Consider the following 24,952-nt stretch of genomic DNA (forward strand, 5'->3'; position numbering starts at 1 on the left):
CTGGGCATAGATTTGAGTAGCAAAAAACAAAAGAGCAATAGAAATTTTTTCATTTAATGAAATAGATATAATATTAGGGGAATAATTAAAACTATTGCGAATGAAGCAAATATTACCACTTTTTGCAAGACTAATAAAGATTTTTAACCTACCCAGATCGGTATTGATAATCTCCCTCTGGCCAATTATTTGCTCCTTTTCACTAATTGAAAACTCTTCCGGGAGTCCACTCCGGGAGCGTCCACTCTGGGGATTCTTTGCGCATAAGAAGATAAATCGTTTAGCAGTATTTACTCTACCAGCCGAAATGTTCGGCTTTTATAAGAAAAATATTGAGTACATTACTGAAAATGCCATTAGAGCAGACGAAAGACGATATTCAGTGAAAGGAGAGGCGCCAAAGCATTTTATTGATTTAGATAATTACGCCGATTCTATCAGAAAACAATTGGCTAAATCCACATGGAAAGATGCGGTTGATAAAATAGGGGAAGATTCCCTGTATGCACATGGCATTGTGCCCTGGCATATTAATTCTATGAAGTACCAGTTGACTGAAGCGTTCAGGAAAAGGGACGTCAAAAGGATATTGAGCCTTTCAGCGGATATAGGGCATTATATTGCTGATGCTCATGTACCACTGCATACGACCAAAAATTATAATGGACAATTAAGTGATCAGGTTGGAATACATGGATTCTGGGAGAGCCGTTTACCTGAAACTTTTGCCGAAAACTATAATTTCTTTGTTGGCCAGGCCGCTTATGAAGAATATCCTCAAAAAAGAGCCTGGCAAACCGTAATGAATGCTAATGCTGCTTTAGATTCGGTGTTGTCATTTGAAAAAGAATTAAGTACTCAATTCTCAGAAGATAAGAAATTTAGTTTTGAAGAAGTCAATGGACTTACTGTCCGAGTATATTCAAAAGAATTTACCAATAAGTATCATCAGATGCTTAAAAGTCAGGTAGAGCGACAAATGCGCGCATCTGTAAAAATGATTGGAGATTTCTGGTTTACCTGTTGGGTTGATGCAGGCCAACCTGATTTATTGCCACTAAAAAAGTATGAACCTACTAAAGAAGAAGATGAAGAAGAAAAAACCGAGAAAGCAAACTGGTTGAGAAGAATATTTGAGGTAAGAAAAGAAAGTGATAACTAATTTAGGTGTTTTTTTTTATAACCACTTAGTAACTCGGAGTAACGCAGAGTTGAACTTTAATACTCTGTGTTACTCCGTACAAAACTCTGTGAACCTCCGTGGTAAAATCACACTATATTCTGATAAACAACTTCTTATTATACATCCATTTCAAAATCAGCCAATCGATGGCAAGCATTAAAAAGCCATGAACTAAGAATTGGTAAGGCTCTCCAAAAATAGCGGCATAATTTTGTCCCAAATGTGTTTTCAAAGATTTTGACACATAAGAATTAAATCCATCAGCAATTACATAAGCAGCAATGGAATTCATGCCAATCACAGTCAGAAAAAAGAACCACTTACCTTTTTGCAGGATATCTACTGTCCAATAGAAAAAGGCTAAGAAAAGAAAACACCAGCCACCACTGAAAAGAACCCATGTAGGCGTCCAGATTCTTTTCACATTCGGACAAATACCTGACCAGTTTAAAAGCAAACCTAAAACCAACCCCGAAACACCTAAAATCACAAATATTTTGATTTTCTCCTGTGGTGTTTTGTCTGATTTCAAGAAATTACCCGCAACTAACCCCAATAGCATTGTTCCCAGAGTAGGAATAAAGCTTAATGTAGCATAGCCACCACCATTAAACAAGAAAGGTTCTTCTCTTGGAAATAGATTTAAAAACCAACGGTCGAAAGCCCAGGCAAGGTTGGTGTTTTTATTCCAATGTGCAGCAAAGCCAGTCAAGTTATGCTCCCAATCTTTAATAACTCCTGCATTGACATAATCAAAGTCAGGACCAGGAAGAGGATAAAGCGCGAATGCTGCCCAGTAACCTATTAGAATAACTACCAAAGCACTTACCTGAACGCGGTGCGAGGCAAAGCCTAATAGAAACAAGAAAGGATAACCCAAACCTATTTGTGTAAGCGTATCTTCAAAAGTGAAATTGGTTTGTTCTTTCCATTGAGAGCGTAAGAATATGCCTAATAGAATCAAAATCAGCGAACGCCAAAGCGCATGACGGAAGGTCTTCCAGAAATTATTTTCTTTGCCCAAACGACTAGCAATAGAGTATGGAAGCACAACACCCACCAGAAATGAAAATGATGGTTGAATAAGGTCGTGCAAGGCACAACCAACCCACTCGACATGGTCTTGATGATATGCTAAGAATTGCCAGAAAGAGCTATCAGGTAAGGCTTCAGAAACTTTATGTAAGCGTAAGACTTCGGCCATCATCAGCAGCATAACAAAGCCACGATAGACATCAGCCGATGCCAGGCGGGTAGGGGTAGTTTTAGTGGTCATAGAATAGAGGTTGAGATAAGGAAAGTAAAAATAGAAATTTCTTTACTAAGTCAGCCTACTAAAACTATTTATTCTTACATATATCCCTCTACTCCTAGGCCAAACAAAGCAAAATCATATTTTACGGGGTCAATAGGGTCTAGCTGTTTGAGATTTTGCGTAAGTTCTACTGCCGTTTGCCAGTCGGCTTTCGGGCGAGTTATCAGGCCTAACTTACGACCTACTCTTTCTACATGTACATCGCATGGACAAACCAATTGGCTAGGAGAAATTTTATTCCAGATACCGAAATCTACACCTTTATCATCTTTCCGTACCATCCATCTCAAAAACATATTGATTCGTTTGCAGGAAGAATTTTTGGCAGGTGTAGCAATATGTTTTCTGGTGCGAGTGGGGTAATCTTCCAAACTAAAAAAAGCTTTCTGAAAATTCTCTAAGGCAATTTTTGTATCAGTTGATTCAGGTATTAATCCCTGGATGAATGCCTCTTCCAGAGAATCATTTCTGTTATAGAAATCTTTAAAAAACTCTATGAAATAGAGTGTATCTGTGGTATTAAAAGTGCGATGCTTGAATGAAAGAAAACGTTTTAAGTCAGCACCCTGATGATTTTTGATGAAATCATAGGGTGCACCATCCATTAATTGTATCAATTCATTGCATTTATTGATAATGGTTTTACGCTGTCCCCAAGCTAGAGTCGCCGCAATAAAGCCGGTAATTTCAATATCTTGTTTCAGCGTAAACCGATGGGGAATACTTACGGGGTCGTTAGGAATAAAACCGGGTTGATTAAACTGCTCGTATTTTTCGTTCAGTAAATCTAAAATATAGTCTGACATAAGCAAACGCGAAACTTCTCCAATAGGATTGGAGTGTCAAAATAAGCAGAATGATTTATTTCTTAATTAGCCTCAAAATAAACACACAAATCCTTGAAATAGCAGAAAATACAGCTACAATACCTGTAAATAAAAGGCCAAAAACCGTAATGATGGGATACATAATAGCAAAGAATATAGTCCATATCTTATTCTTTGCAGTAGCTGTAACAGGTTTTGGCGTATTATCTTTTAACTGACTCGGATGCATGAAATTGTAATTTGTGTACTCGTTAATGACTCTATAATGCATAACTCAAAGATGCACGAATTCGTTTATCTTTGGGCTGTAATTTTTCAAAGGCCTTTGGTGAAATCTTGATAATAGCATCACCTGAGCCTGATAACTTGCCAATTACTTTTACCCAAACGCTTTGCCCGTTGGCTTCATTGGCAATTTTAATCAATGTACCCACAGGAGCTGTACGATGCAAAGCCAGATATTTATTAGTCGATGAACCAGCATCTATTACTTCGGCAATGCCTTGTTCACTATACTTTTTACCTGTAGGTGCATTTGGCACAGGAGTTTGTGGTTTGTTTGCCAACGGTTTAGTTACAACCGTATTTGTGGGTTTTGTCTTCTCTACATCTCCGGCAGGGCCAGAAGCTGCAGAGGGTGCTTTAGGCTTAGTAGCAGCTGCAACAGGACTTACTACAGGTTTTGGTTTGGCAACTTCTTTTTTCTCTTCTTTAGCTGCTATTGTCACCAGATTGGCAGGTTTTTCTACTACCAGTACCTGATTAATCTTTAATACATCGGTAGTAAGCTTATTCCATTCTCTCAACTGCCATACTTTTACTTTGTGTTTGGTAGCTACACTAAAAAGTTTATCACCGGCCACCACCTTATAAGTTTTCAACTTTGTATTTTTTACATCAGTAGTATTGTCGGCAACTGCATTTTTCAGGCTGTCTTCTTTTTTGGGTGAAGCTTCTTTAGGCGTTGCCTCTGGTATATCAATTACCTCTATGCCATTTTCATCCACGATTCCTTTCGGTCGGGTAGTATCCGAGGCAGGTTGTATTTCTGCTACTCTTGGACGGGGAATACTTTTGCTTTTGGTGTTAAGAGGAATACTGATTACCTGTTCGCTGGCTATAACAGCATCTTTCCTGAATTCAGGATTAGCTGCATAAAATTCTTTTTCGGTTGAATTATAACGTTTCAGAATTGAGTACAATGTCTCGCCTTGTTCTATTTTGTGTAGAACAAACAATCTGCCGTTTTTTTTCTCAATACCAATAGAATCGAGAGGGGTTGGGAGTGAATTACTGAATGATTTTGTCAGGTAAAGCACGAGAAAAGCCGTAGTAAAAAAGTATCTTAACATGGTAGTCAAGCGATTGGATTTAACGCAAATTTAATGATTCTGCGAGAGATTAACGCATATATTTTTTTTTTCGTGTAAATTCGCCCCGAATAAAACATTGAAACCTATGAAAATTCTTGGAATTATACCGGCAAGATTTGCTTCAAGTCGTTTTCCGGGCAAGCCTTTAGTCGATATTAACGGCAAAAGTATGATTCAGCGTGTGTATGAGCAGGCATTAAAAGCTAAGAGTTTACAAAGAGTTGTGGTAGCAACTGATGACGCCAGAATTCTGAATCATGTTTTAGAATTTGGTGGTGATGCAGTGATGACGTCAAGTAGTCATCCGACGGGTACAGACCGTTGTTTTGAGGCGCTCGAAAAGGCGGGTGGTGTTACAAAGTATGACTATGCTATTAATATACAGGGGGACGAACCTTTTATTGACCCTGAGACTATTGACCAGATTTCAGGTTTGTTAGATTTTAAGACTGAAATTGCAACGGCGGTTAAGAAAATTAAGGATTATGACACTTTGCGTGACCCGAATGTGGTAAAAGCAGTATTAACCATGCGTAAGCAATGTTTGTATTTCAGCCGCCAGGTAGTGCCTTATGTACGCGGCTTCGAGCCTGACGAATGGTTAGAACATGCAGATTTCTATAAACATATTGGTATATATGCCTACCGTAGCGACGTTTTAGAACAGATTTCGCATATTCCGACTTCTCCTTTAGAAAATACTGAAAAATTGGAGCAACTTCGTTGGCTAGGATATGGTTATAAAATTTATGCAATTATAACCAACTATGAAAGCTTTGGCATTGATACTAAAGAAGATCTTGAAAAAATAAATCTATAGACTTATTTGGTTAAAGGAGACTGGAGAATGGAAAAAGGATGAAATGGTTCCCTCCATTTGAAATGAGAATTATTTGCAAATACTTTTTCCATTTTCCGCGTTTCTTTCTCCTCTAAATTACTTCTTCAACAAAGCACAAACCCATACGGCAATCGCACACACACCCAAGCCGAGTGACTCTCTTCCGAGTTCAATATTGATGGTTTTCATTCCCATTTCATTCAATCGTATACCTTCCCATTCAGGTGGAAATTGATTGATAGACCACATCATATATAATAATCCGATAGCAAAATAAACAATTGATTCTCCCTTACCTTGTAGCTTATGATAACATAAAAAAACAGGAATCAGATAGGTTGGAATCCAGACATAAGGGTCTGGGTCATTATACTGAACTAAAGCAGCATAGACAAAAAAGGCCATAAAAAGCCATAAAGTAATTTTTTTGACCATTGGTAGAAACATTTTATCGTTAGGATTGGCATATCAAAGCAACCGAAAAAAACATTTGCTGTCAAGTTAAAAGTTTCATAACTTTCTAGCTAAACACCTATCCCAGTATTTTTCTTTGAGCCATGAATCCAAAATTCCTTTTGATCCTTTTACTGCCTCTGGTATTTTCCTGCAAAAGCAAGTCAAAAACACTATTTACCTTATTACCTGCTTCTGAAACAGGGGTAACCTTTCAGAATACAGTTATTGAAAATGAGCAGTTTAATCTTTACGATTTTCATAATGTATATAATGGAGCAGGTGTGTCTGTTGGGGACTTAAATAATGATAATCTGCCAGATTTGTATTTTACCTCAAATATGTCCGGTGATCGTATTTATCTGAATATAAGCAAGAAAGAAAACGGCTCAATTAAATTTGAGGATATTACCGAGAAAGCAGGAATAATCAAACGAGGGTGGTCAACAGGAGTAACATTGGCAGATGTGAATGCTGATGGTTTATTAGATATATATGTGTGTAAGTCAGGTAATTATAAAGGAGATTTGCGTGCAAATCAATTGTATATCAACCAGGGTAACGGACAAAACGGTATTCCGACTTTTAAAGAAAAAGCGCAGGAATATGGCTTGGCAGATACCACCTATTCGAGTCAGGCAGCCTTTTTTGACTTTGATAAAGACGGTGATCTGGACATGTATTTATTGACAACAACCAATATGGTTCGTAACCCAAATCGTATAACCGTGCCAGTTAATGATGGAACGGGGTATTCAACTGATAAATTATACCAGAATAATGGCAATGCTAAATTTACTGATGTAAGCAAAAAGGCAGGTATTTTACACGATGGTAATGGCCTGGGTTTATCCATCTGTGATATTGATAATGATGGCTGGGAAGATGTTTTCGTAAGCAACGATTTTCTGCCTAATGATTTGCTGTATATAAATAACCATGACGGTACATTTAAGGAAATGGCAAAAGAATACCTGAAGCACCATAGTCGCTTTTCGATGGGTAATGATGTAGCCGATTTTAATAATGATGGACGAATGGATATTATAACAGTAGATATGCTACCCGCCAATAACGAACAACGGAAAATGATGACAGGGCCGGGCAACTTTGAACAATATGATGTAGAACTGAATACCGGATACCATTCGCAATTTATGCGGAATATGCTACATGTGAATTTAGGTAAAACACCTGATGGTCGACTACTTTTTTCGGAAATCGGGCAATTGTCAGGTGTTCATAGCAGCCAATGGAGCTGGGCGCCTCTGTTTGCTGATTTTGATAATGATGGTTTAAAAGATTTATTTATATCAAATGGCTATCTGAGAGATATTACCAACCTTGATTTTATTTCCTACAATGTGGCCTATGAACAGCGTAATCTGGGCAACCTGAGAAGGTATATGATTGACAGGTCATTAGAATTACCCTCGTGGAATGATGTAAATTGTTTCTATAAAAATAATGGAGATTTGACTTTTGCAAATACTACCCAAAATTGGTTTGGTGATTCTCTATCTGTTTCGAATGGAGCTGCCTATGCTGATCTGGATAATGACGGAGATTTGGATTTGGTGGTAAATAATACCAATAAGCCTGCTTATATAATGCGGAATGATGCCGGGAAAGCTAATTTTTTAAAGATTCAATTGAAAGGCAGTGCAAAAAATATTCATGGTTTAGGAAGCGAAGTAAGTATTTATACAAAAGGTAATCTGCAGAAATATCATCAGGCTGTTACAAAAGGATATGCCTCATCGGTAGACTATGTCATTCATTTTGGACTTGGGAGCAATGATAAAATTGATTCGCTGGAAATAGTCTGGACAGATGGCAAGGTACAAAAGCTGAAAAATATAAAAGCGAATGAGACACTCAGATTAGATTATGTGAATGCTACCATATCTAATAAAACTTCTAAGCAGCCAGAAAATACTTTATTAGCAGATGTAACTTCATTAGTTAATATCAATTTCCAACCCAAGGAAGAACGTTATGTAGATTATAATGTAGAAACCTTATTACTACATAAACTATCGCAACAAGGGCCGAAAATGGCCGCCGGAGATATTAATAATGATGGACTAGAAGATTTTTTTGTCGGCGGTTCGTATAAAAATTATGGAAAATTCTTTGTACAGACACCATCAGGCAAGTTTATTCAGAAGTCATATACAGATGAATCGTTGCTAAAAGGCGAAGAAGACATAGAAATGGTATTGTTTGATGCAGACCGCGACAAAGATCTGGATTTATACATAGTAAGCGGCTCTAATGAATACCCAGATGGCTCAAAATTCTATCAGGACAGGCTATACCTGAATGATGGCAAAGGGAACTTCACTAATGCCACTAATCAATTGCCGGTTATCAATCATAGTGGCTCTTGTGTAGCTGTTGCCGACTACGATAAAGATGGTGATTTAGATATTTTCAGAGGTGGACGCTTAACTCCCTTACAATACCCTCAATCAGGAGATAGCTATTTATTGAAAAACGATTATGGTATTTTCAGCAATTATACTGCTCAAACTTCAGCCGATCTCGCCAAAATCGGCATGGTTACAGATGCTGCCTGGGTAGATATAGACAATGATACCTGGCTTGATTTAGTAGTGGTAGGGGAGTTGATGCCTATCAGCATCTTTAAAAATAATAAAGGCAAATTAAGTAATCTAGATACATTTCCAAATTCAGATGGCTTCTGGAATGCATTATCTGCTGGAGATTTTGACAAGGATGGAGACATAGATTTAGTATTAGGCAATATGGGTTTAAACTCCCGTTATCATTGTTCATTGGAGGAACCGTTGAAAGTATATGGGGCAGATTATGATGATAATGGCCGTTGGGATGGTATTCCATCTTATTATATCAACGGCAGGGAGCATCCAATTCCGACTAGAGACGATTTGCTTCGGCAATTACCCTCTTTCCGGACAAAATTCCCTAACTATGCTAGTTATGCCAAAGCAACCATGAAAGAGGTGCTGACAGATTTACAAATGAAGCAAGCCATAATTAAGCAAGCCTATATGCAGGAAAGCATGTACGCTGAAAATATGGGGAATGGAAAATTTACTTTAAAACCTTTGCCACAAATAGCTCTATGGGCACCTGTTCAAAGCTTATTAGTAGAAGATGTCAATCATGATGGTAATTTAGATATAATGATAGTAGGGAATGCCTATGATGCAGAGCCTATTGCAGGTAGATATGATTCTTCTGTGGGGCTTATTCTCATGGGAGATGGTAAAGGAAACTTTAAACCTACACTTTATGACAAAACAGGTTTTGTAGCAGATGGAGATTGCAAAGATATAATTGCCTTGAAAACCGCTTCAAAAAACAAACTCTATGTATTGTCTCAAAATAACGCTCCATTGAAAGTTTTTAAAGGGAAATAAAAAAGTTCGATAGTATTTACATGCTATCGAACTTTTGAATGAGTTTTCTCTTTATTCAATTAATTTAATAGCCTTGGTTTGTAAAGGGGTAGTATCTGCATATAGGGTTGCCAAGACACCTGTAACAAGTAAATCTTTCGTCGAAATTTCAACTGAACCTTGTTGCTGAGTCAAACTGATTTTTTTAAGAACCTGATCAACTTTAGGATGAAACAAAACTATTTCTCCTGAAGTTTTTCCTGCTGGCAGTGCGTATTTTAATTTGAATGACGCAATTGTTTTAGCAGAAACATCTTCTTGTAAATAGGCTTCTTGTACAGGCGCGACAGAAGTGATTTTTTGCTGTTCGAGCGTGCGGCCATTTTGATCAATACTTTGGCAAAATGCAGGCAGGCTTAGAAAAGACAGAATAATGATGGTATAGATAGTCTTCATTTTTTCAGATTTATTTTTTGTCGGCTTTTTTCTCTTTTTCGTCTTTACTTAACATAGCTGCTTTATTTAAGACAGCCTCCAATCGTTCTAAGCGGGCATTTAAAACTTCATACTGAGCCAGTTTGGCCTTTAGGACATTAATCTCTGCTTGTTGCTGTTCATTAACAGCTATCTGTTCTTTTATGCCTTGTAATAGAATAGGAATGAGTCCGACATAATTTACCGTTTTAAATGTTTCCCCTTTGCCAAGAACTGTACTTGGGTTTACAAAAGATGGTAAAACCTTTTCAACTTCCTGCGCAATAAGACCATATTGTAGATTTTTCGAAAATCCTAAATTCGGATATTCATCAGTTCTATAATAAAACGTCTTGGGAGTTAATGAACTGATTATTTTCGACATACTACTCATATCCGCAATATTTCTTTTCAGTTTAATATCTGATGGTGAAATAATCGAACCAGGCATAATTGGCCCTAATGCATATAGAGTATCTTTAATAAAAGCAGTGCCTTCGACATGTATTTTGGCTAAAGGGCTTGCGGTGCCAATCCCAACTTTACCAGAAGTAGCAATGTCAATACTACTATTAGGAGCACCGGGTTTTATTACAAAAGGTATAAGAGTGTCAGCATGGCTAACAAAAAAAGTTGAGTCGGTTACTCCTATATCCCATTGGCGGGCAATAGAACCTGTTTGCTCTATTCTTATAACGGGGTTTGTACTTTTGCTGACATGTAACTTTTTTTGAGGAGATGCAGTGCCTATACCTACATTACCAGAAGCCGCAATATCTATACTACTGGTAGGAGCGCCAGGTCTTATTCTGAAGGGCAAAAGACTGCCACCGGTAACATCTCTGACAAAAAAATTAGCCTCATTACCTGCCATATCCCAGGTTTGGCTTGAGAAACCGCCTGAGTTATTTTGTTCAAGTCTTATAGCAGGCGTATTACTAGTATTGATATGCAGATCTAATACAGGGTTGTCTGTCCGCAAACCGATCCTTCCAGTTGAAGCCAGAAAGAGAGCATTTGTTGATGCTCCGGCCATAATTTTGAAAGGAATTTTTGCTCCGGTTATATCTCTAATAGCAAAATGGTTTGTACCACCACTGGCACTTTCATTAGTTTCTATTTCCCAGTCATTAGCCGGATATGTACCAACACTGGTATCATCAAAGCCAATTCTTAAGTTATTCTCTTTTAAGCGAATAGTATTAAAACCAAAATTTTCATTATTAATACAGTCAAAACCAAAGCATCCACTGCCTTGAACGATCAAATCGTCAGGAATTACCTGATCGGCAATACTGCGTTCTTTCAGTTCGATTTTCTGACCTAACTGGTCCTTCAGGAATTGTTCAGGGCTTTTTCGTTGCGCATAAACCTTTGGTACAATGTATCCGGAAGTTTCCTTTGTAGTTTTTTTTGTCTTTTTTGCGCTCTGGGGAAAGGCCTCGTAGAGCGTCATCAGGCATAGAAAAAAGACACAACCTGACACAATAGGAGAGGTTATTTTCATGATAGATTAGTTTTATGGTATTTAATTAATTAGGTGACAATCAATAAGTTAATGCAAGATTACTTATTGTGTCAAAGATATAATTTTTTTATGGGTTTAAATATGTTGAGGGCATTTTATCTATAAAAAATTAGCAAGTGGTTATGTATTTTTGTATGTATTGATACATTCGCATTCTTCTTTTTTCTGAAACCACTTGTAGGGAGTGTAAAAGTTTCTTACCTTTGCAGCGGCAAATTACCAGCTCCTGCTGAATCCCCCAGGTCTTGACCGAAGCAAGGGTATTGTGGTTGAGCGGTGAATTTGCCTTTTTTTGTTTTTGGCTCATAGCAATTGTTCAAATATACCACTACTTTCATGTAGCTAAACCCCAAAGGCATGAAAGTTCCTAACAAAATCTTCCGGTTTTCGGATATGGGGCTATATGTTCTATGAAATTTTTTATCGATACCGCCTCCCTCAAAGAAATACAAGAAGCACAAGACCTTGGTGTGCTTGATGGTGTTACCACCAATCCATCTTTAATGGCAAAAGAAGGTATTGCCGGAAAAGATAACGTGATGCGTCACTACAAAGCGATTTGTGAGATTGTAGACGGTGATGTAAGCGCAGAGGTAATCTCGACAAAATACGAAGAGATGATTAATGAAGGAGAAGAATTAGCAGAAATAGATGAGCAGATAGTAGTAAAGATACCCATGATAAAAGACGGTATCAAGGCTATTAAATATTTTTCAGAAAGAGGTATCAAAACCAACTGTACTTTAGTTTTCTCACCAGGCCAGGCCCTATTAGCTGCAAAAGCCGGAGCTACGTATGTATCACCATTCGTAGGTCGTTTAGATGATATTTCAACAGATGGTATGAATCTTATTGAAGACATTCGTCTGATTTATGATAATTATGGCTACGAAACACAGATTTTAGCTGCCTCAGTTCGCCACCCAATGCATATCATTCAATGTGCTAAAATCGGTGCTGATGTAATGACAGGCCCGCTTTCAGCCATTTTAGCCTTACTGAATCACCCATTGACTGATAGCGGTTTAGCTAAATTCCTGGCTGATCACGCTAAAGCTAATCAGAAATAAGCTTTTTGATTAATATTAAGCAGTTTTTGCTGAATATGGCGAAAACTGCTTAATATTGACAAATAATTAATGCCGATACATGGAGCCCATCATTTCTCTGCAGAATGCCTATATTTACCAACGCGATCAACTGGTGTTATCAGCAGTGAATTTTACTATTCACGAAGGTGAATTTGTTTATTTGATTGGTCGAACAGGTAGTGGAAAATCTTCAGTTTTACAAACATTATATGCCGACCTCTGGCTTGAAAAGGGCACAGGGGAAGTAGTAGGCTATGAACTTCATGCCTTAAAGCGTTCTCAAATACCGCATTTAAGGAGAAACATCGGCATAGTTTTTCAGGATTTTCAGTTATTAGGTGATAGAAATATAGAAAAAAATCTCATATTTTATCTGAAAGCCATGGGGTGGAAAGATAAGGAAGAAATGAGCGTGAGAATCACCGAAGTATTGAACTTAGTTAATCTGCCTAATATTCTTGAAAAGATGCCTCACCAGTTATCCGGAGGTGAACAGCAAAGAGTAGGTATTGCCCGCGCTTTGCTGAATCAACCACAAATTATATTGGCAGATGAACCAACAGGTAATCTTGATGCCGAGATGTCGGTGGAGATTCTGAAGTTATTTATGGATATTAATGAGAAATCGAATACAGCTGTATTAATGGCTACCCACGATTTTGAATTGATAGAACGCTTTCCACGCCGCACGCTATATTGCGATAAAGGATTAGTACAGGACTTATCAGAGAGTCTCTAAAATTCCTTTAGTTGAAGCCTGTAATACCTACCTTAACTACCCATTGATTCGTAGCAGTGAGCACTTGCTTACTTTTATACTCAAAATTACTATCAATCTCTACTGTATTTGGCTTTACAATCTTGGTAGCATCTGCCTGTTGATAATAGACTCCTATATCCAGATAGCTGTTTTTCATGCTTCCAAACAGTTTAATACCTAGCCCAATACCTAAGCCGTAATTGGGCGTTACTTTAGTCCAGCGCTCCAGGGTTTCTGACTCTTCTTCATTCAATTGTTCTACCAGGCTTGTCTGAATAAATTTAGCACCGAAAAAAGCATCGGCATAGGGATTGATTTTTGAACTCCATAAAACAGGGCGATAACGTGCTAAACCATTCAGCCAGAAAGAAGTATTACTCACACGGAAATCTCCGCTGTAAGTAGTAATCGGATCTTCTCTGCCATCTCCTTGAAAACCAATTTCAGCGCCATAGAAAACTGGTGAAGCTTTCTTGCGACTATAAGGATTAAATAGAACACCACCTGTTAGACCAAATTTGGTGCCTGCTTTATTCCCTTCTTTTAATATACTTTTATAATTCCCTACTGCATTACCCATATTCAAGGCAATAAAGTAAGAATATTTATCTTCAATATAGGTAGGCTGTTGCGTTTGTTGAGCAACAGCCCCTAATAAACTCGTACAAAAAAATATACAAAGTATGAATCTCATTTTTGTTACTATTTCGCAGTCAGATAAGCAAACGGCACAATCATCTCCTCAATCGAGATACCTCCATGTTGGAAAGTGTCTTTATAATGGCTCACATAATGGTTATAATTATTCGGATAGGCAAAGAAATAATCTTCCATTGTAAAGAAGTAAGCTGTTGACACGTTTGGCCTTGGCAACATAAATAATTCAGGTTTCCTGACTACCAGCACATGGTCATCTTTATCATCTAGGTTTAGATTTTTACCCTGTTTATAACGTAAATTCGTATTTACGTTTCTGTCACCTACAATTCGTTTTGGATGTTTTACCCGAATCATCCCGTGATCGGTTGTAATCACTAACCGACCTTTTTTCTCAGCTATTTTCTTCAATAAATCTAATAAAGGCGAGTGTTCAATCCAAGATCTTGTAATGGAACGATAAGCAGACTCGTCGGGTGCCAGTTCTTTAATCATCCCCATTTCGGTACGAGCATGTGAAAGCATGTCCACGAAGTTGTAGACAATGGCTATCAGCTGGTTTTTTAATAAATTATTGAAGTTATCAACCAGACTTTTCCCTTGATTAATATTTAAGATTTTATGATAGGAGAAACTGATATTCAGGCGGGTTTTATCAATCTGGCGTTTCAGAAATTCTGCTTCATTATTATTGAGTGCATCTTCATTTTCTCCCTCGTCGTTCACCCATAAATCAGGGTGTTGGCGAGCCATATCAGATGGCATCAGACCAGAGAAAATAGCATTACGTGCATAAGAAGTAGCTGTAGGCAGAATCGCATAATAATCAATTTCTTCTTCTACGTTGAAATAGCCGCTAATAACCTCTTCTAATATTTTCCATTGGTCGTATCTAAGATTATCTATCAGTAAAAAGAAGAGTGGAGAGTTTGACTGCACCAAAGGAAAAACCTTTTTCTTCATTAACTGGTGCGAAAGTATCGGTTTATCGACTTTAGGGTCATTAAGCCAGTCTTCGTAGTTTTCTTCAATAAATTTACAGAAATTGGAGTTGGCTTCCGCTTTTTGCATGCCAAAAACCTCTTCCATACTTTTATCTTCTGAGCGGTCTAACTGAAGCTCCCAGTAGATAAGCTTCTTGTAGATTTCAGCCCATTCTTCATGCCCGATACGGTCGTTATACTGCATGGCCAGATTACGGAAATCCTGCTGGTATCCCAGGTTAGTCTTTTCAGAAATCAGGCGTTTATTTTCAAGTATCTTTTTAACTGAAAGTAAAATCTGATTTGGATTAAGCGGCTTTATCAGATAATCGGCAATATTTGAGCCGATAGCATCTTCCATAATCCGCTCTTCTTCCGATTTCGTAATCATTACTATGGGCAAATTAGGCTTGAGTACTTTAATTTGAGAAAGCGTTTCCAGCCCTGTCATACCGGGCATCATTTCATCTAAAAAAACTACATCAAAGCGTTCTGTTTCTACTTTGTCAATGGCATCAGCTCCACTTGGTACCGGTGTAACATCGTAGCCCTTGCCTTGCAGAAAAATTATGTATGGTTTTAGTAAATCTATCTCGTCGTCTGCCCAGAGTATGTTATATCGCATTAGATTATCAGTTTTGTGAAAATTATGTAAAGCTACAATGCAAAAATACGAACTTTTATTGCCTATACGCACGCTTAAATTTTCTTAATTTGTGTAGATTGCAAAATCGTAAGATTCATGAAAATCTGCATTGTGATTAGTGAAAACAAGTAAATTTGTATTTTTGTAACAAAGACCAAAGAAGCCCTGATTTGAAACGACTTCAATCCTTTCTTGAAAGTATCTATCTATGGAACACAACTGTTTCACTCTATAATTTGTTGACAATTCTCTGGAAAAAAATTATAACTTTTGATATTGACCAACGCGCAGCTTCAGTTTCCTATAGTTTTTTATTGGCTGTTTTCCCGGGCATTATTTTCTTATTTACACTTATCCCTTTTATCCCCATCAATCATCTTGATAAGTTGATTATGGATTTTCTGGAAGATGCCATGCCACGTGGGATTTATGAAAATACCTCAGTAACTATACAGGATATTGTAAGCAGAAAACGAAGTGATGTACTATCATTCGGGTTTTTCTTTACAGTTTTTGCTGCTACCAATGGCATGATGGCACTCATGCGCGCTTTTAATATGGCGTTGCAGGTAAAAGAAAAACGCAATTACCTGAAAGCCAGACTAATAGCCCTTTTTCTGACAGTATTGTTAATTATTGTGATGGTTTGCGCTATTGTTATCCTGGTTGTGGGTAGAATAATCATAGATTTCTTGTTTGCTAAAGGACTACTGAACGAAAACTTTACTTTTTACTTGTTTCAGGTGGTGCGCTATGGTGGAATCTTCCTGATTTTCTTTCTGGGTATTTGTGTTATCTACTATTTTGCTCCCGCGGTTCATAAAAGATTAAAATTCTTCAATTTGGGTGCCTTTATAGCTTCTTTCCTGGGAATTTTAGCCACCAACCTTTTTTCATTTTATCTGGCTAATTTTAACTCTTATAACAAGCTCTATGGCTCTATCGGTACGCTAATAGCATTGATGGTATGGTTGTATCTCATTGCCCTGATTCTTATTTTGGGCTTTGAAATCAATATTTCAGTTCGGGAAGCACTTACTACCTATAAAATTGAAAAAGGTGAGATTGACTCACCTTTGAAATAATAAATATTTATTTATTAATGGATTATTGCCAGAAACCCTCGGCTATCATGGCTTTTTCCAATTTCTCACCTAAGCTATCAGAAGCTTTTACCAAAGGCAAACGTACTTCTGAACTACATACTTTCTTGATTTCAAGGCATTTTTTGATACCGACCGGATTTGATTCTGTATAAAGCAGCGTATCAAAATCTACAAATCTCTTTTGTAGATCGGCAGCTTTGGCATAATCACCATTCAAAGCAGCCCAGGTCAGCTCCCCAAACTCTTTCGGGAAAGCATTGGCAATTACCGAAATAACCCCTTTAAAACCAACGCTGATAGAGGTTGTAACCAGATTATCATCACCTGATAATAAAAGGAAATCTTCAGGACAGCGTTTGGCTAATTCCAAAGCGTTTTCGATAGTACTGGCATCTTTTATACCTATGATATTTGGGTGCTTGGCCAATTCAACAATCGTCGGAATCTGTAAGCTGATAACCGTACGCCCCGGAACATTATACAATAAAACGGGCACCGGAGAGGCATCAGCAATCGCTGTAAAGTGCGCAATTAACCCGGCCTGTGGAGGCTTATTATAATAAGGACAAACCGAAAGAATAGCTGTAACACCAGATAAATCAGTGGCCTTGATAGTTTCTAAAACTGCTTTGGTATTGTTACCGCCCAAACCATAAACAATCGGCAGGTTCTTCGGATTATGTTCCTTTGTATACTTTAATAAATCAGTCTTTTCTTGGGCTGTAGTAGTAGAGGTTTCTCCTGTTGTACCTTGCACAACAAAATAATCTACCCCGCCTGTGCTTGTAAAATCGAGCAGCCTGCCGTAAGCGTCAAAATCAACTTCGTGCTGTTCATCAAATGGTGTTATTAAAGCTACACCTACTCCTTGTAACGGATGTGCCATTTTTATTGAAATAATAGAGATTATCTAGATGGGCAAAGTTCGTCAGAAAATCGGACTTTGCAAAACGATAAGGCAGTTCATAACCAACAGCCACTTTTTAAATTACAAAAAGGTTCCGTCCATAGAAACAACGTTTAAGGGCATTTTTAGGATAATTTTAAAAAATTTGTTCCGTATAGTAAATTACAAAAGTGCCTGATAAACCAGAATCCTGAATTTACGCACAATATCAGAATAATGGGCATAAGGATGCACATTGGTAAATACCAACAGAATCAAATCTTCTTTGGGGTCAATAGTATATTCAGAACAATACATACCTCCCCATGTCAAAGAGCCTGGCGAAGCATTATCGCCATAATGTGAGTCAGGTGTAATGATTTGTAAACCCAGACCAAATTTATCCTGTCTGTCCCACACAAAGCTGTCACCAATCTGGTTTCTTGCCATTAAATCTACCGTACTTCTGCTTAACAATCTTTTGCCATTAAACTCTCCTTTGTTCAGTATGAATTGGCAAATTTTAGCATAATCCTGAACCGTACTTACCAAACCTGCGCCACCTGAGAAATAGGTTTTCTGTCCGGTTATGGCAAACTTGCGATAAGTGTCGTTTGTATGTAGTGTCAATTTATCACCAATATTGCCTTTGGAATACAACTCCACCAACCGATTGGTCTTCTCAGCAGGCAAGTAGAAATAAGTATCATTCATCCCAAGAGGGTCAAGTATTTTTTTGCGTAAGTACTCGACAAATGATAGGCCTGACAATACTTCAATCAAACGGCCAATCACATCGGTATTTAAGCCGTAGGTAAATTGTGTGCCGGGGTCTGATAAGAGGGGGCGGCCAGCTATTTTATCAACCACATCGCGCAGCATATCATTATCTACCGAACAGAAGAAGGGTACTTTATATTCCGGCAAGTCCTGCAGGGGATGCTCATAAGGAATACCTGCCGAATGGCTTAATAACTGACGGATAGTAATGGCTGATTTGGCAGGTCTGGTAATATACTTGCTCCTATCTTTTCTTTTTCATCATAGCTCACTAATACTTTAGCGTTTTTAAACGATGGAATATATTTAGAGATAGGTTCATCTAAAAAGAATTTACCTTCTTCAAACAGCATCATCAAGCCAACAGTAGTAATGAGTTTTGATTGAGAAGCAATTCTAAAAATATCGTCTTTCTTTAATGGAGTCTTATTTTCTAAATTACTATATCCAGAGGCTTTTTCATGCACAATTTTACCTTTGCGAGCTATCAAAGTAACGATATTAGGAGCAATACCTTTGTCTACAATATCCTGAAAATGGGCATCCAGTTTTTTCAATCTTTCACTCGAAAACCCTACTTCTTCTGGCGTTTTGGCTTGCGTTAATATCTGAGGTATTTGTGCATTAACTCCTGTCAGCAGAAAAAGTATTAGAAAGCTTAATAAAGAAGCTAGTCTTTTCATGGGATTTATGGTAAAATAGGGATGTTCTGAATAATAAGAAAGGTTTTACTACTTCTCTTAATTTTAGAAGTAGTAAAACCACTGTTAATTTTGCTTAGAATAAAATAAGAATCAATTGGGCAATCTCGAAGACTGCCACGAGTTTAACTGCCAGCCTTTTTTACTGTCTTTGGTATAAACAACCAGATAACGCAAGTGCAAAAATACAGGTTTGTCATTCACAGGTGGTTGAGTGACAAGAACTGTTCCGTTCACTACCGCTGTCTGCCCTTTATTGTACTCTCTAACAGAGATGGCCTCTATATCTATTTTTGAATAAACGCTTGTACCATTCAGAACAGAGGCAACATAGGCTTCCTTATTATCCATTTTCCCGCTCGAATGCACATAAATTAAATCATCAGCAAAGATTTTATTTAAAAAATCGCCGTCTTTAGCTACCTGTGCCGCAAAGCGTTTTCTTTCCAAGTCTTCAATCGTTGCTTTTACGTCTTGTCCGAAAGAGAATTGGCTAACTAATAGGAAAATCCCTAATACCATTAACTTTTTCATGCTGAATAATTTCTTAGGTTGAATAATATAATATTTCTCGAATCTGTCTTACAGCTCTACTTTTTTCATTTTAGGAACCAGTAGGTGCATAATCAACCATGCCAGAAGATAGGCTGCTCCGCAGATACAGAACATAATGAAGTATCCGGTTTGTATCTGGCCTATTCTGGTATAGTAAACAAACATATTCTTTTGCACCAGAAAAGTAAGCAGGATACCTCCTAAACCACCAAACATACCACCTATACCAGTTACAGAACCGGTAGCTTTTTTAGGGAACATATCAGATACTGTGGTGAAAATATTCGCACTCCATGCCTGGTGAGCTGAGGCTGCAATACCGATTACCAAAACAGCCAGCCACATATTAATTGCACCCAGATACTGAGAGAATAACACTGGTAATACGGCAAAGGCGTAGATAAGCATACTGGTTTTACGAGCCTTAAATGCAGGCCAGTTTTTATTGATAAAGTTTAAAGGCAGCCAACCACCAAAGATACTACCGAAACTACCAATGATATAAACCAAGGCAGAAGGTACGGCCACTTCAGTTTTAGAAAGACCATATTGTTTCATCAGGAAGTCCGGCAACCAGAAAAGATAGAACCACCAAACAGGGTCAGTCAGGAATTTACCAATAGCAAATGCCCATGTCTGCCGATAAGTTAAAAGTTTTCCCCAGGATACACTTTCCTGTGAAACTGGCTCTGCTTTATCTGATTGAATATAGTCGTATTCCGCTTTTGATAAACGCTTTTGTTTTTCCGGTACTTCATAGTAAATAAACCATAAAATAAGCCAGCCAAAACCAATGACCCCGGTTAGAATAAATGCCCACTGCCAACCCATTGTTTCGGCAATTACAGGAACAGATAATGGTACTATAATAGCACCGATATTTGTGCCTGAATTGAAAAAACCTGCAGCCAGTGCTCTTTCCTTTTGAGGGAACCATTCGGCTACCGCTTTAATAGCAGCAGGGAAGTTTCCGGCCTCTGTAACTCCTAAGAAAATACGGGCTACGATAAAACCTAAAGTACCTGTACAAAAAGCATGAGCAACAGCCGCTACACTCCAGAGTCCGGTTGCGATGGCATAGCCTAGTTTTGTTCCGAATTTGTCAACAAAACCACCTGCAAAAAACATCCCGAAGGCATAAGCAAATTTGAAAGCTAATTCGATATTAGCATAGTCGTTCACTTCCTGTTCAGGCGACCATTTAAAAGCTTCAGCCAGGTAAGGTTTTAAATAAGAAATTACGTTCCGGTCGAGATAATTAATAGTGGTGGCAATAAAAAGCAGACTACAGATAGTCCAACGATACTTTCCAATTTTTTCCATAGTTTATAGGGTTAAAAACGTTAGGTTCGGGGAAAGGAGGTTTTCCTTTCAGTGATGGATTTATTTCTCAAAAACTAATTTTATTGGGCCTAACAATCCTGACGGAACAGGTTGCCATTTAGCTGCGTTAAAGGGTTGATAACGGATGTCCACCATATTGGTGTCATAAAATTTCTTCCAATTTACTCCTGTTTTATCTAAATACCTAATCCGGTTAGCCGATAAATTGGTTACTTCTATTTCTAATTTGTTCGTACTGCTTAGCATATCTGCCGTAAATGGCACCCGGAAAGGTAGAGACCAGTATTTGCCTAAGTCTTTGCCATTGAGTCTCACAGTTGCCATTTCTCTTACATCTCCTAAATCTAAATAGCCATTTTTTATCTGATTTTTATCCAGACTGAATTGTAATTGATAATGAGCAGTTCCACTAAAATACTGAGCCGTTGAATCACTCAGATTTACCCATGATTGCAGACTATCAGTCTGAAATGAGCTTGGGATAAAAGGTTGCCCTTTTACAAAATCTACTTTCCAGTTGCCTTTTAGTGCAATCGATTCACCAACTATTTTAGAGGCAGAAACTTTTACATTCGCTGGCTTTTGATTAAAGGCTTCAATAAATACACTTTCCCCACCAAAAAGCGATAAAGGTACTTCTATTAAATTGTTACTGATTCGTTTGACAATTACCCAGGTACTTTTCTGATGAAGTGCATCATATACCCTAACCGCTTGCGCCGAAGTAGCCAACTGAATATTTCCTTGCTGAAACTGATTGCCTAAATTGCTGACGAAGTAAACCGTGCCATTTGAGTTTTTCTTACGAATAAATGATAAACCCAATTCAGCCATATTTTCCTGTCGGATTTTAGCAACTTTCAGACTCTCAATAATATTCTGGCTGACTGTATTACCCAATTTGGATAAAACCTGCTCAAATTGCTTTTGGCGTGTATCCCAATTATGAAAACCTGTGGTAGATTTGGGTAATTGGTTAATGAAAAACACAGGTATGCCTGCACTTTTGCATTTTTCCAGATAAACCAATGTTTCTACTGGAAGATATTGAATGAGTGGAACTACAATCGCTTTATACGCCTGTTTCCCTTGTGTAATCAGTTGTTTATTGCCGATTTGAGAATTTTTCAATTGCAGATCAGAAACAAAATCAAAGCTATATCCATGCTTAATTAATTCTTTGCAGGCATCGCCAAAAGCTGACTTTAACATACCATCTTTCATAATGGCATGTACATCGATGGCATGCGTTTTAGCTTTATTACCCACCGATTGCCACGCATCATAGAAAGGAAAATACATCAGGATATCATTATCAGGTTTGCTGTTTTGCAATTTTTCCTGACAGCGCGCAATGTAATTGTTTAACTGCGGTAGATATTCCCAAAAGTGGCTCTGCTGATTGAAATTGGTTGAGGCATAAAACAACCAACCCGGAAATGGTTCATTGGGTGGTGAATAGGGGAGACCATGATAAAAAATATGATTTACCCCCCCGATGAACGACTCATCTATAATAGGTTTGACCTGTGAAAGCGATACTTTAAAATGATTGGCAAGCCAGGTGGCTGTTTCTGAACTAACTAACTTTTTGCCGGTAATATGAGCTACTGATGAGGCCAGTTTCACGACCAATGCGTCAGGTACACCAAAGCGTTTTTCTTCATAATCAGGGTCTATCCTGGAAAGAGGAATATCATAGGGCTTGCTACCAAAAAATTCTGTTTCCGGAATATCGGCTATGGCGTACAAATCAAGAATGTTGGCAGGTGATCCATGCGCTTCGTTACGGGTAATTTTACCTTGCTGCTTTGACCAACCAACCCATATTTTAGTAAAATCATCCCGAAGAATATCTGAAAGCGTTTCATTATAATCACCCCAGATAAGCTTTTCTCTCTCGGTTTCCGCTTTCTCTTTGGATAATACATCCAGATGAGTCTGCAAATCATACCCTCTTAACTCTTTGAATCTCTGAAAGAAATTAGCTGTCCAGTTAGCACCATATGCTTCATACGAATCATTGTAAAAAGCACGAACGGGATACTTTTTTTGCCCGAAAGCATCTTTAAAAGTTTGCAGATAACGCTCAAGAGCCGCTTTATTAAAATGGTCAACTACCAGTCCCTCACCTCCAGGTGCCGCTCTCTTTACTTTCTGATTGGTAGGAGCAAAGGTGAGTGTATACTTTCCATCTTTTTCTACGACTTTGAAAGCCTGGGCAGCATCTTGTGCCGATACATTTTTACCACCAAATGGCCAGCCTGTACCCAAAGTCATGTCGATACCCAGATTGTTTTTCTTAGCTTCCTGCAAGGTAAAATCAAGCATATCCAACCACTCTTTCGATAAGTATGGCAGAAACTTGCTTTCTTCCCCTTTTACGCCATAAATCGGAATAATATGCATACCACCGAAACCTGCTTTGGCGTATTCCTGTAGATTCTGCCGGATTCCCTCTTTTGTAACGGCACTACCCATCCACCACCAATAAGCCCAGGGCTTGGTTGTAGATACTTGCGCCGAAACCTGACAAACAATCAGGCAAAAAAGGAAAATAAAGCGTTTCATTCTATCGATTACCAACCGAAATAGTTTTTGGCGTTATTATAGCAAATGTTCTGGATAGTCTCACCAATCCAAGGAATATCATTAGGAAGTTCACCATTTTCAATATCATTACCATAGATATTACAAAGAATACGACGGAAATACTCATGGCGAGGGAACGACAAGAAACTACGGGAATCCGTCAACATACCGATAAAGCGGCTCAAAAGACCCATGTTCGATAGCGCATTGATTTGTCTCTCCATGCCATCTTTCTGGTCAAGAAACCACCAACCCGAGCCAAACTGTACTTTTCCAGCCATCGATCCATCGTTGAAATTACCCACCATGGTGGCAATCAACTCATTATCTCTGGGATTCAGGTTATAGATAATTGTTTTAGCCAATTGGTCGTATTCATCCAGTTTACCTAAGAATTTAGATAAAGCCGCAGCCTGTGACCAGTCTCCGATAGAATCCCAACCTGTATCAGGGCCTAATATACGCATCGCGCGCTTGTTATTATTACGCAATGCTCCTAAGTGGAATTGTTGCGTCCAACCCAATTCGGCATACATTTTACCTAATTCATGTAGAATAGCCGATTTGAAAATGTTTGCTTCTGTTTCTGAAAGAGTTTTACCTGCAATAGCATTTCTAAATGCACTATCGGCTGATTCAGGTGTGAAATCGGCGGCGTAAATTTGCTCTAAGCCATGGTCAGAGATCTGACCACCTTGTGAAGCGAAGAAATCGGCTCTCTGGCGAAGCGCCTTCAATAAATCTTCAAAAGACTGTATTTCAAAATTGACTATTGCACCTAATTTCTGGATATAAGCCGGGAAATTAGGGTTATCAATCAAGATAAACTTATCTGGTCTGAAAGCAGGAAGTACTTTTATTTCAAAATCATCTGCTTCTCTTAATTTCTGGTGAAATTCTAATGAATCAAGCGGGTCATCAGTTGTGCAAACCACCTTTACATTCATTTTACGAAGCAGATTGCGTACCGAAAATTCCTGAGAATTGATTTTCTCTGAACTGATATCATAAATCTGCTTTGCAGTTTTAGGGCTCAAAGTATCTTTTATATCAAAATAGCGTTGTAATTCAAGGTGCGTCCAATGATATAATGGATTACGCATCGTATAAGGCACAGTCTCTGCCCATTTCTCAAATTTCTCATAATCAGAGGCATCTCCCGTGCAATATTTTTCATTGATTCCATTGGTACGCATGGCACGCCATTTATAATGGTCGCCATAAAGCCATATTTCTGTGATATTCTTAAACACTTTATCCGACAATATCTGGTCAGGAGGCAAGTGGTTATGATAATCAATAATAGGCATATCTTTCGCAAACTCGTGATAGAGCGTGCGGGCAGTTTTGGTTTGCAATAAAAAATCTTCGTCTAAAAACGGTTTCATGCTCTCTGAAAGGCTAAATTTTATAGAATGACACGAGGATTTTCAGTCCTTTGCTCTGCTCTTAATAATGAGTGAAATAT

The 24,952-nt window shown here is 38.1% G+C and carries 22 protein-coding genes; 6 read left to right on the forward strand and 16 right to left on the reverse strand.

The genetic code is table 11. From position 1 onward, the window contains the following. Positions 1 to 100: 100 nt before the first annotated feature. The gene (locus tag D0T08_RS22280) at positions 101 to 1,162 is read left to right on the forward strand and encodes a zinc dependent phospholipase C family protein (protein WP_199538205.1); all 1,062 of its coding nucleotides are present in this window, start codon (positions 101 to 103) and stop codon (positions 1,160 to 1,162) included. Positions 1,163 to 1,274: 112 nt separating this feature from the next. Here D0T08_RS22280 and D0T08_RS22285 read toward each other — a convergent pair whose 3' ends face one another. The 4 genes from D0T08_RS22285 to D0T08_RS22300 all read right to left on the reverse strand — a co-directional run bounded on the left by D0T08_RS22285 (position 1,275) and on the right by D0T08_RS22300 (position 4,677). Continuing rightward, on the reverse strand, positions 1,275 to 2,459 hold the full coding sequence (locus D0T08_RS22285; RefSeq protein ID WP_229239026.1) for an acyltransferase family protein: 1,185 nt from the start codon (positions 2,457 to 2,459) through the stop codon (positions 1,275 to 1,277). 74 nt (positions 2,460 to 2,533) lie between these two features. Then, positions 2,534 to 3,304, reverse strand: coding sequence for a TIGR02757 family protein (locus D0T08_RS22290; RefSeq protein WP_116984966.1), 771 nt, complete (start codon positions 3,302 to 3,304; stop codon positions 2,534 to 2,536). A 55-nt stretch (positions 3,305 to 3,359) separates the two neighbouring features. Beyond that, positions 3,360 to 3,554: a hypothetical protein gene (locus D0T08_RS22295; RefSeq protein ID WP_147322831.1), complete on the reverse strand. Its 195-nt coding sequence runs from the start codon at positions 3,552 to 3,554 to the stop codon at positions 3,360 to 3,362. A 31-nt stretch (positions 3,555 to 3,585) separates the two neighbouring features. Further along, positions 3,586 to 4,677 (reverse strand): LysM peptidoglycan-binding domain-containing protein, encoded by a 1,092-nt coding sequence (locus D0T08_RS22300; RefSeq protein WP_116984968.1) that lies wholly within the window; start codon positions 4,675 to 4,677, stop codon positions 3,586 to 3,588. Positions 4,678 to 4,783: 106 nt separating this feature from the next. Here D0T08_RS22300 and kdsB point away from each other — a divergent pair, with 106 nt between their 5' ends. Continuing rightward, positions 4,784 to 5,518, forward strand: coding sequence for a 3-deoxy-manno-octulosonate cytidylyltransferase (gene kdsB / locus D0T08_RS22305; RefSeq protein WP_116984969.1), 735 nt, complete (start codon positions 4,784 to 4,786; stop codon positions 5,516 to 5,518). 117 nt (positions 5,519 to 5,635) lie between these two features. On the opposite strand, the gene D0T08_RS22310 is transcribed toward kdsB, so the two are convergent. Further along, a complete protein-coding gene (locus D0T08_RS22310) occupies positions 5,636 to 5,974 on the reverse strand; it encodes a transmembrane 220 family protein (RefSeq protein ID WP_116984970.1) in 339 nt (112 codons plus the stop codon). Positions 5,975 to 6,096: 122 nt separating this feature from the next. On the opposite strand from D0T08_RS22310, the gene D0T08_RS22315 reads away from it, so the two are divergent. Next, positions 6,097 to 9,402, forward strand: coding sequence for a VCBS repeat-containing protein (locus D0T08_RS22315; RefSeq protein WP_116984971.1), 3,306 nt, complete (start codon positions 6,097 to 6,099; stop codon positions 9,400 to 9,402). A 51-nt stretch (positions 9,403 to 9,453) separates the two neighbouring features. Here the strand turns inward: D0T08_RS22315 and D0T08_RS22320 are convergent, their stop codons facing one another. Further along, positions 9,454 to 9,837 (reverse strand): hypothetical protein, encoded by a 384-nt coding sequence (locus D0T08_RS22320; protein WP_116984972.1) that lies wholly within the window; start codon positions 9,835 to 9,837, stop codon positions 9,454 to 9,456. 10 nt (positions 9,838 to 9,847) lie between these two features. Continuing rightward, positions 9,848 to 11,362, reverse strand: coding sequence for a tail fiber domain-containing protein (locus tag D0T08_RS22325; protein WP_116984973.1), 1,515 nt, complete (start codon positions 11,360 to 11,362; stop codon positions 9,848 to 9,850). A gap of 431 nt (positions 11,363 to 11,793) precedes the next feature. On the opposite strand from D0T08_RS22325, the gene fsa reads away from it, so the two are divergent. Both fsa and D0T08_RS22335 read left to right on the forward strand, forming a co-directional pair. After that, complete coding sequence (gene fsa / locus D0T08_RS22330; protein WP_116984974.1) at positions 11,794 to 12,453, forward strand: fructose-6-phosphate aldolase; 660 nt, start codon at positions 11,794 to 11,796, stop codon at positions 12,451 to 12,453. Positions 12,454 to 12,532: 79 nt separating this feature from the next. After that, positions 12,533 to 13,213 (forward strand): cell division ATP-binding protein FtsE, encoded by a 681-nt coding sequence (locus D0T08_RS22335; RefSeq protein ID WP_116984975.1) that lies wholly within the window; start codon positions 12,533 to 12,535, stop codon positions 13,211 to 13,213. Positions 13,214 to 13,220: 7 nt separating this feature from the next. Here the strand turns inward: D0T08_RS22335 and D0T08_RS22340 are convergent, their stop codons facing one another. Further along, complete coding sequence (locus D0T08_RS22340) at positions 13,221 to 13,928, reverse strand: hypothetical protein (protein ID WP_116984976.1); 708 nt, start codon at positions 13,926 to 13,928, stop codon at positions 13,221 to 13,223. Positions 13,929 to 13,936: 8 nt separating this feature from the next. Beyond that, positions 13,937 to 15,499 (reverse strand): PglZ domain-containing protein, encoded by a 1,563-nt coding sequence (locus D0T08_RS22345; protein ID WP_116984977.1) that lies wholly within the window; start codon positions 15,497 to 15,499, stop codon positions 13,937 to 13,939. A gap of 191 nt (positions 15,500 to 15,690) precedes the next feature. Between D0T08_RS22345 and D0T08_RS22350 the strand changes: the two genes are divergently transcribed. Continuing rightward, positions 15,691 to 16,605 (forward strand): YihY/virulence factor BrkB family protein, encoded by a 915-nt coding sequence (locus D0T08_RS22350; RefSeq protein WP_116985040.1) that lies wholly within the window; start codon positions 15,691 to 15,693, stop codon positions 16,603 to 16,605. Between the two features lie 22 nt (positions 16,606 to 16,627). Here the strand turns inward: D0T08_RS22350 and dapA are convergent, their stop codons facing one another. The 7 genes from dapA to uxaC all read right to left on the reverse strand — a co-directional run bounded on the left by dapA (position 16,628) and on the right by uxaC (position 24,872). Further along, positions 16,628 to 17,512 carry a 4-hydroxy-tetrahydrodipicolinate synthase gene (dapA, locus tag D0T08_RS22355; RefSeq protein WP_116984978.1) on the reverse strand — a complete coding sequence of 295 codons (885 nt, stop codon included), beginning with the start codon at positions 17,510 to 17,512 and terminating at the stop codon, positions 16,628 to 16,630. Positions 17,513 to 17,695: 183 nt separating this feature from the next. Then, on the reverse strand, positions 17,696 to 18,526 hold the full coding sequence (locus tag D0T08_RS28010; protein WP_310586294.1) for a serine hydrolase: 831 nt from the start codon (positions 18,524 to 18,526) through the stop codon (positions 17,696 to 17,698). Then, positions 18,481 to 18,975, reverse strand: a complete 495-nt coding sequence (locus D0T08_RS28015; protein ID WP_229239027.1) for a serine hydrolase — start codon at positions 18,973 to 18,975, stop codon at positions 18,481 to 18,483. The genes D0T08_RS28010 and D0T08_RS28015 overlap by 46 nt, the downstream gene beginning before the upstream one ends. Positions 18,976 to 19,086: 111 nt before the next feature. Next, positions 19,087 to 19,527, reverse strand: coding sequence for a nuclear transport factor 2 family protein (locus D0T08_RS22365; protein ID WP_116984979.1), 441 nt, complete (start codon positions 19,525 to 19,527; stop codon positions 19,087 to 19,089). A 48-nt stretch (positions 19,528 to 19,575) separates the two neighbouring features. Beyond that, positions 19,576 to 20,871 (reverse strand): MFS transporter, encoded by a 1,296-nt coding sequence (locus tag D0T08_RS22370; RefSeq protein WP_116984980.1) that lies wholly within the window; start codon positions 20,869 to 20,871, stop codon positions 19,576 to 19,578. Between the two features lie 60 nt (positions 20,872 to 20,931). Further along, on the reverse strand, positions 20,932 to 23,463 hold the full coding sequence (locus D0T08_RS22375) for a glycosyl hydrolase (protein ID WP_116985041.1): 2,532 nt from the start codon (positions 23,461 to 23,463) through the stop codon (positions 20,932 to 20,934). An 8-nt stretch (positions 23,464 to 23,471) separates the two neighbouring features. Next, positions 23,472 to 24,872 (reverse strand): glucuronate isomerase, encoded by a 1,401-nt coding sequence (gene uxaC, locus D0T08_RS22380; RefSeq protein ID WP_116984981.1) that lies wholly within the window; start codon positions 24,870 to 24,872, stop codon positions 23,472 to 23,474. Positions 24,873 to 24,952: the final 80 nt, after the last annotated feature.

Origin of the sequence: Emticicia sp. C21, from assembly GCF_003418935.1 — a bacterium.
In the GTDB taxonomy this organism is placed as follows: Bacteria; Bacteroidota; Bacteroidia; order Cytophagales; family Spirosomataceae; genus Emticicia.

What these genes read in the sequence shown, in the direction of transcription:
- D0T08_RS22335 (WP_116984975.1), top strand. Translation starts at nt 12,533, where the DNA reads ATGGAGCCCATCATTTCTCTGCAGAATGCCTATATTTACCAACGCGAT.
- fsa (WP_116984974.1), top strand. Translation starts at nt 11,794, where the DNA reads ATGAAATTTTTTATCGATACCGCCTCCCTCAAAGAAATACAAGAAGCA.
- D0T08_RS22365 (WP_116984979.1), bottom strand. Translation starts at nt 19,527, where the DNA reads ATGAAAAAGTTAATGGTATTAGGGATTTTCCTATTAGTTAGCCAATTC.
- D0T08_RS22325 (WP_116984973.1), bottom strand. Translation starts at nt 11,362, where the DNA reads ATGAAAATAACCTCTCCTATTGTGTCAGGTTGTGTCTTTTTTCTATGC.
- D0T08_RS28015 (WP_229239027.1), bottom strand. Translation starts at nt 18,975, where the DNA reads ATGAAAAGACTAGCTTCTTTATTAAGCTTTCTAATACTTTTTCTGCTG.
- D0T08_RS22295 (WP_147322831.1), bottom strand. Translation starts at nt 3,554, where the DNA reads ATGCATCCGAGTCAGTTAAAAGATAATACGCCAAAACCTGTTACAGCT.
- D0T08_RS22300 (WP_116984968.1), bottom strand. Translation starts at nt 4,677, where the DNA reads ATGTTAAGATACTTTTTTACTACGGCTTTTCTCGTGCTTTACCTGACA.
- uxaC (WP_116984981.1), bottom strand. Translation starts at nt 24,872, where the DNA reads ATGAAACCGTTTTTAGACGAAGATTTTTTATTGCAAACCAAAACTGCC.
- D0T08_RS22340 (WP_116984976.1), bottom strand. Translation starts at nt 13,928, where the DNA reads ATGAGATTCATACTTTGTATATTTTTTTGTACGAGTTTATTAGGGGCT.
- D0T08_RS22290 (WP_116984966.1), bottom strand. Translation starts at nt 3,304, where the DNA reads ATGTCAGACTATATTTTAGATTTACTGAACGAAAAATACGAGCAGTTT.
- D0T08_RS22345 (WP_116984977.1), bottom strand. Translation starts at nt 15,499, where the DNA reads ATGCGATATAACATACTCTGGGCAGACGACGAGATAGATTTACTAAAA.
- D0T08_RS22285 (WP_229239026.1), bottom strand. Translation starts at nt 2,459, where the DNA reads ATGACCACTAAAACTACCCCTACCCGCCTGGCATCGGCTGATGTCTAT.
- kdsB (WP_116984969.1), top strand. Translation starts at nt 4,784, where the DNA reads ATGAAAATTCTTGGAATTATACCGGCAAGATTTGCTTCAAGTCGTTTT.
- D0T08_RS22310 (WP_116984970.1), bottom strand. Translation starts at nt 5,974, where the DNA reads ATGGTCAAAAAAATTACTTTATGGCTTTTTATGGCCTTTTTTGTCTAT.
- D0T08_RS22320 (WP_116984972.1), bottom strand. Translation starts at nt 9,837, where the DNA reads ATGAAGACTATCTATACCATCATTATTCTGTCTTTTCTAAGCCTGCCT.
- D0T08_RS22370 (WP_116984980.1), bottom strand. Translation starts at nt 20,871, where the DNA reads ATGGAAAAAATTGGAAAGTATCGTTGGACTATCTGTAGTCTGCTTTTT.
- D0T08_RS22315 (WP_116984971.1), top strand. Translation starts at nt 6,097, where the DNA reads ATGAATCCAAAATTCCTTTTGATCCTTTTACTGCCTCTGGTATTTTCC.
- D0T08_RS22375 (WP_116985041.1), bottom strand. Translation starts at nt 23,463, where the DNA reads ATGAAACGCTTTATTTTCCTTTTTTGCCTGATTGTTTGTCAGGTTTCG.
- D0T08_RS22280 (WP_199538205.1), top strand. Translation starts at nt 101, where the DNA reads ATGAAGCAAATATTACCACTTTTTGCAAGACTAATAAAGATTTTTAAC.
- dapA (WP_116984978.1), bottom strand. Translation starts at nt 17,512, where the DNA reads ATGGCACATCCGTTACAAGGAGTAGGTGTAGCTTTAATAACACCATTT.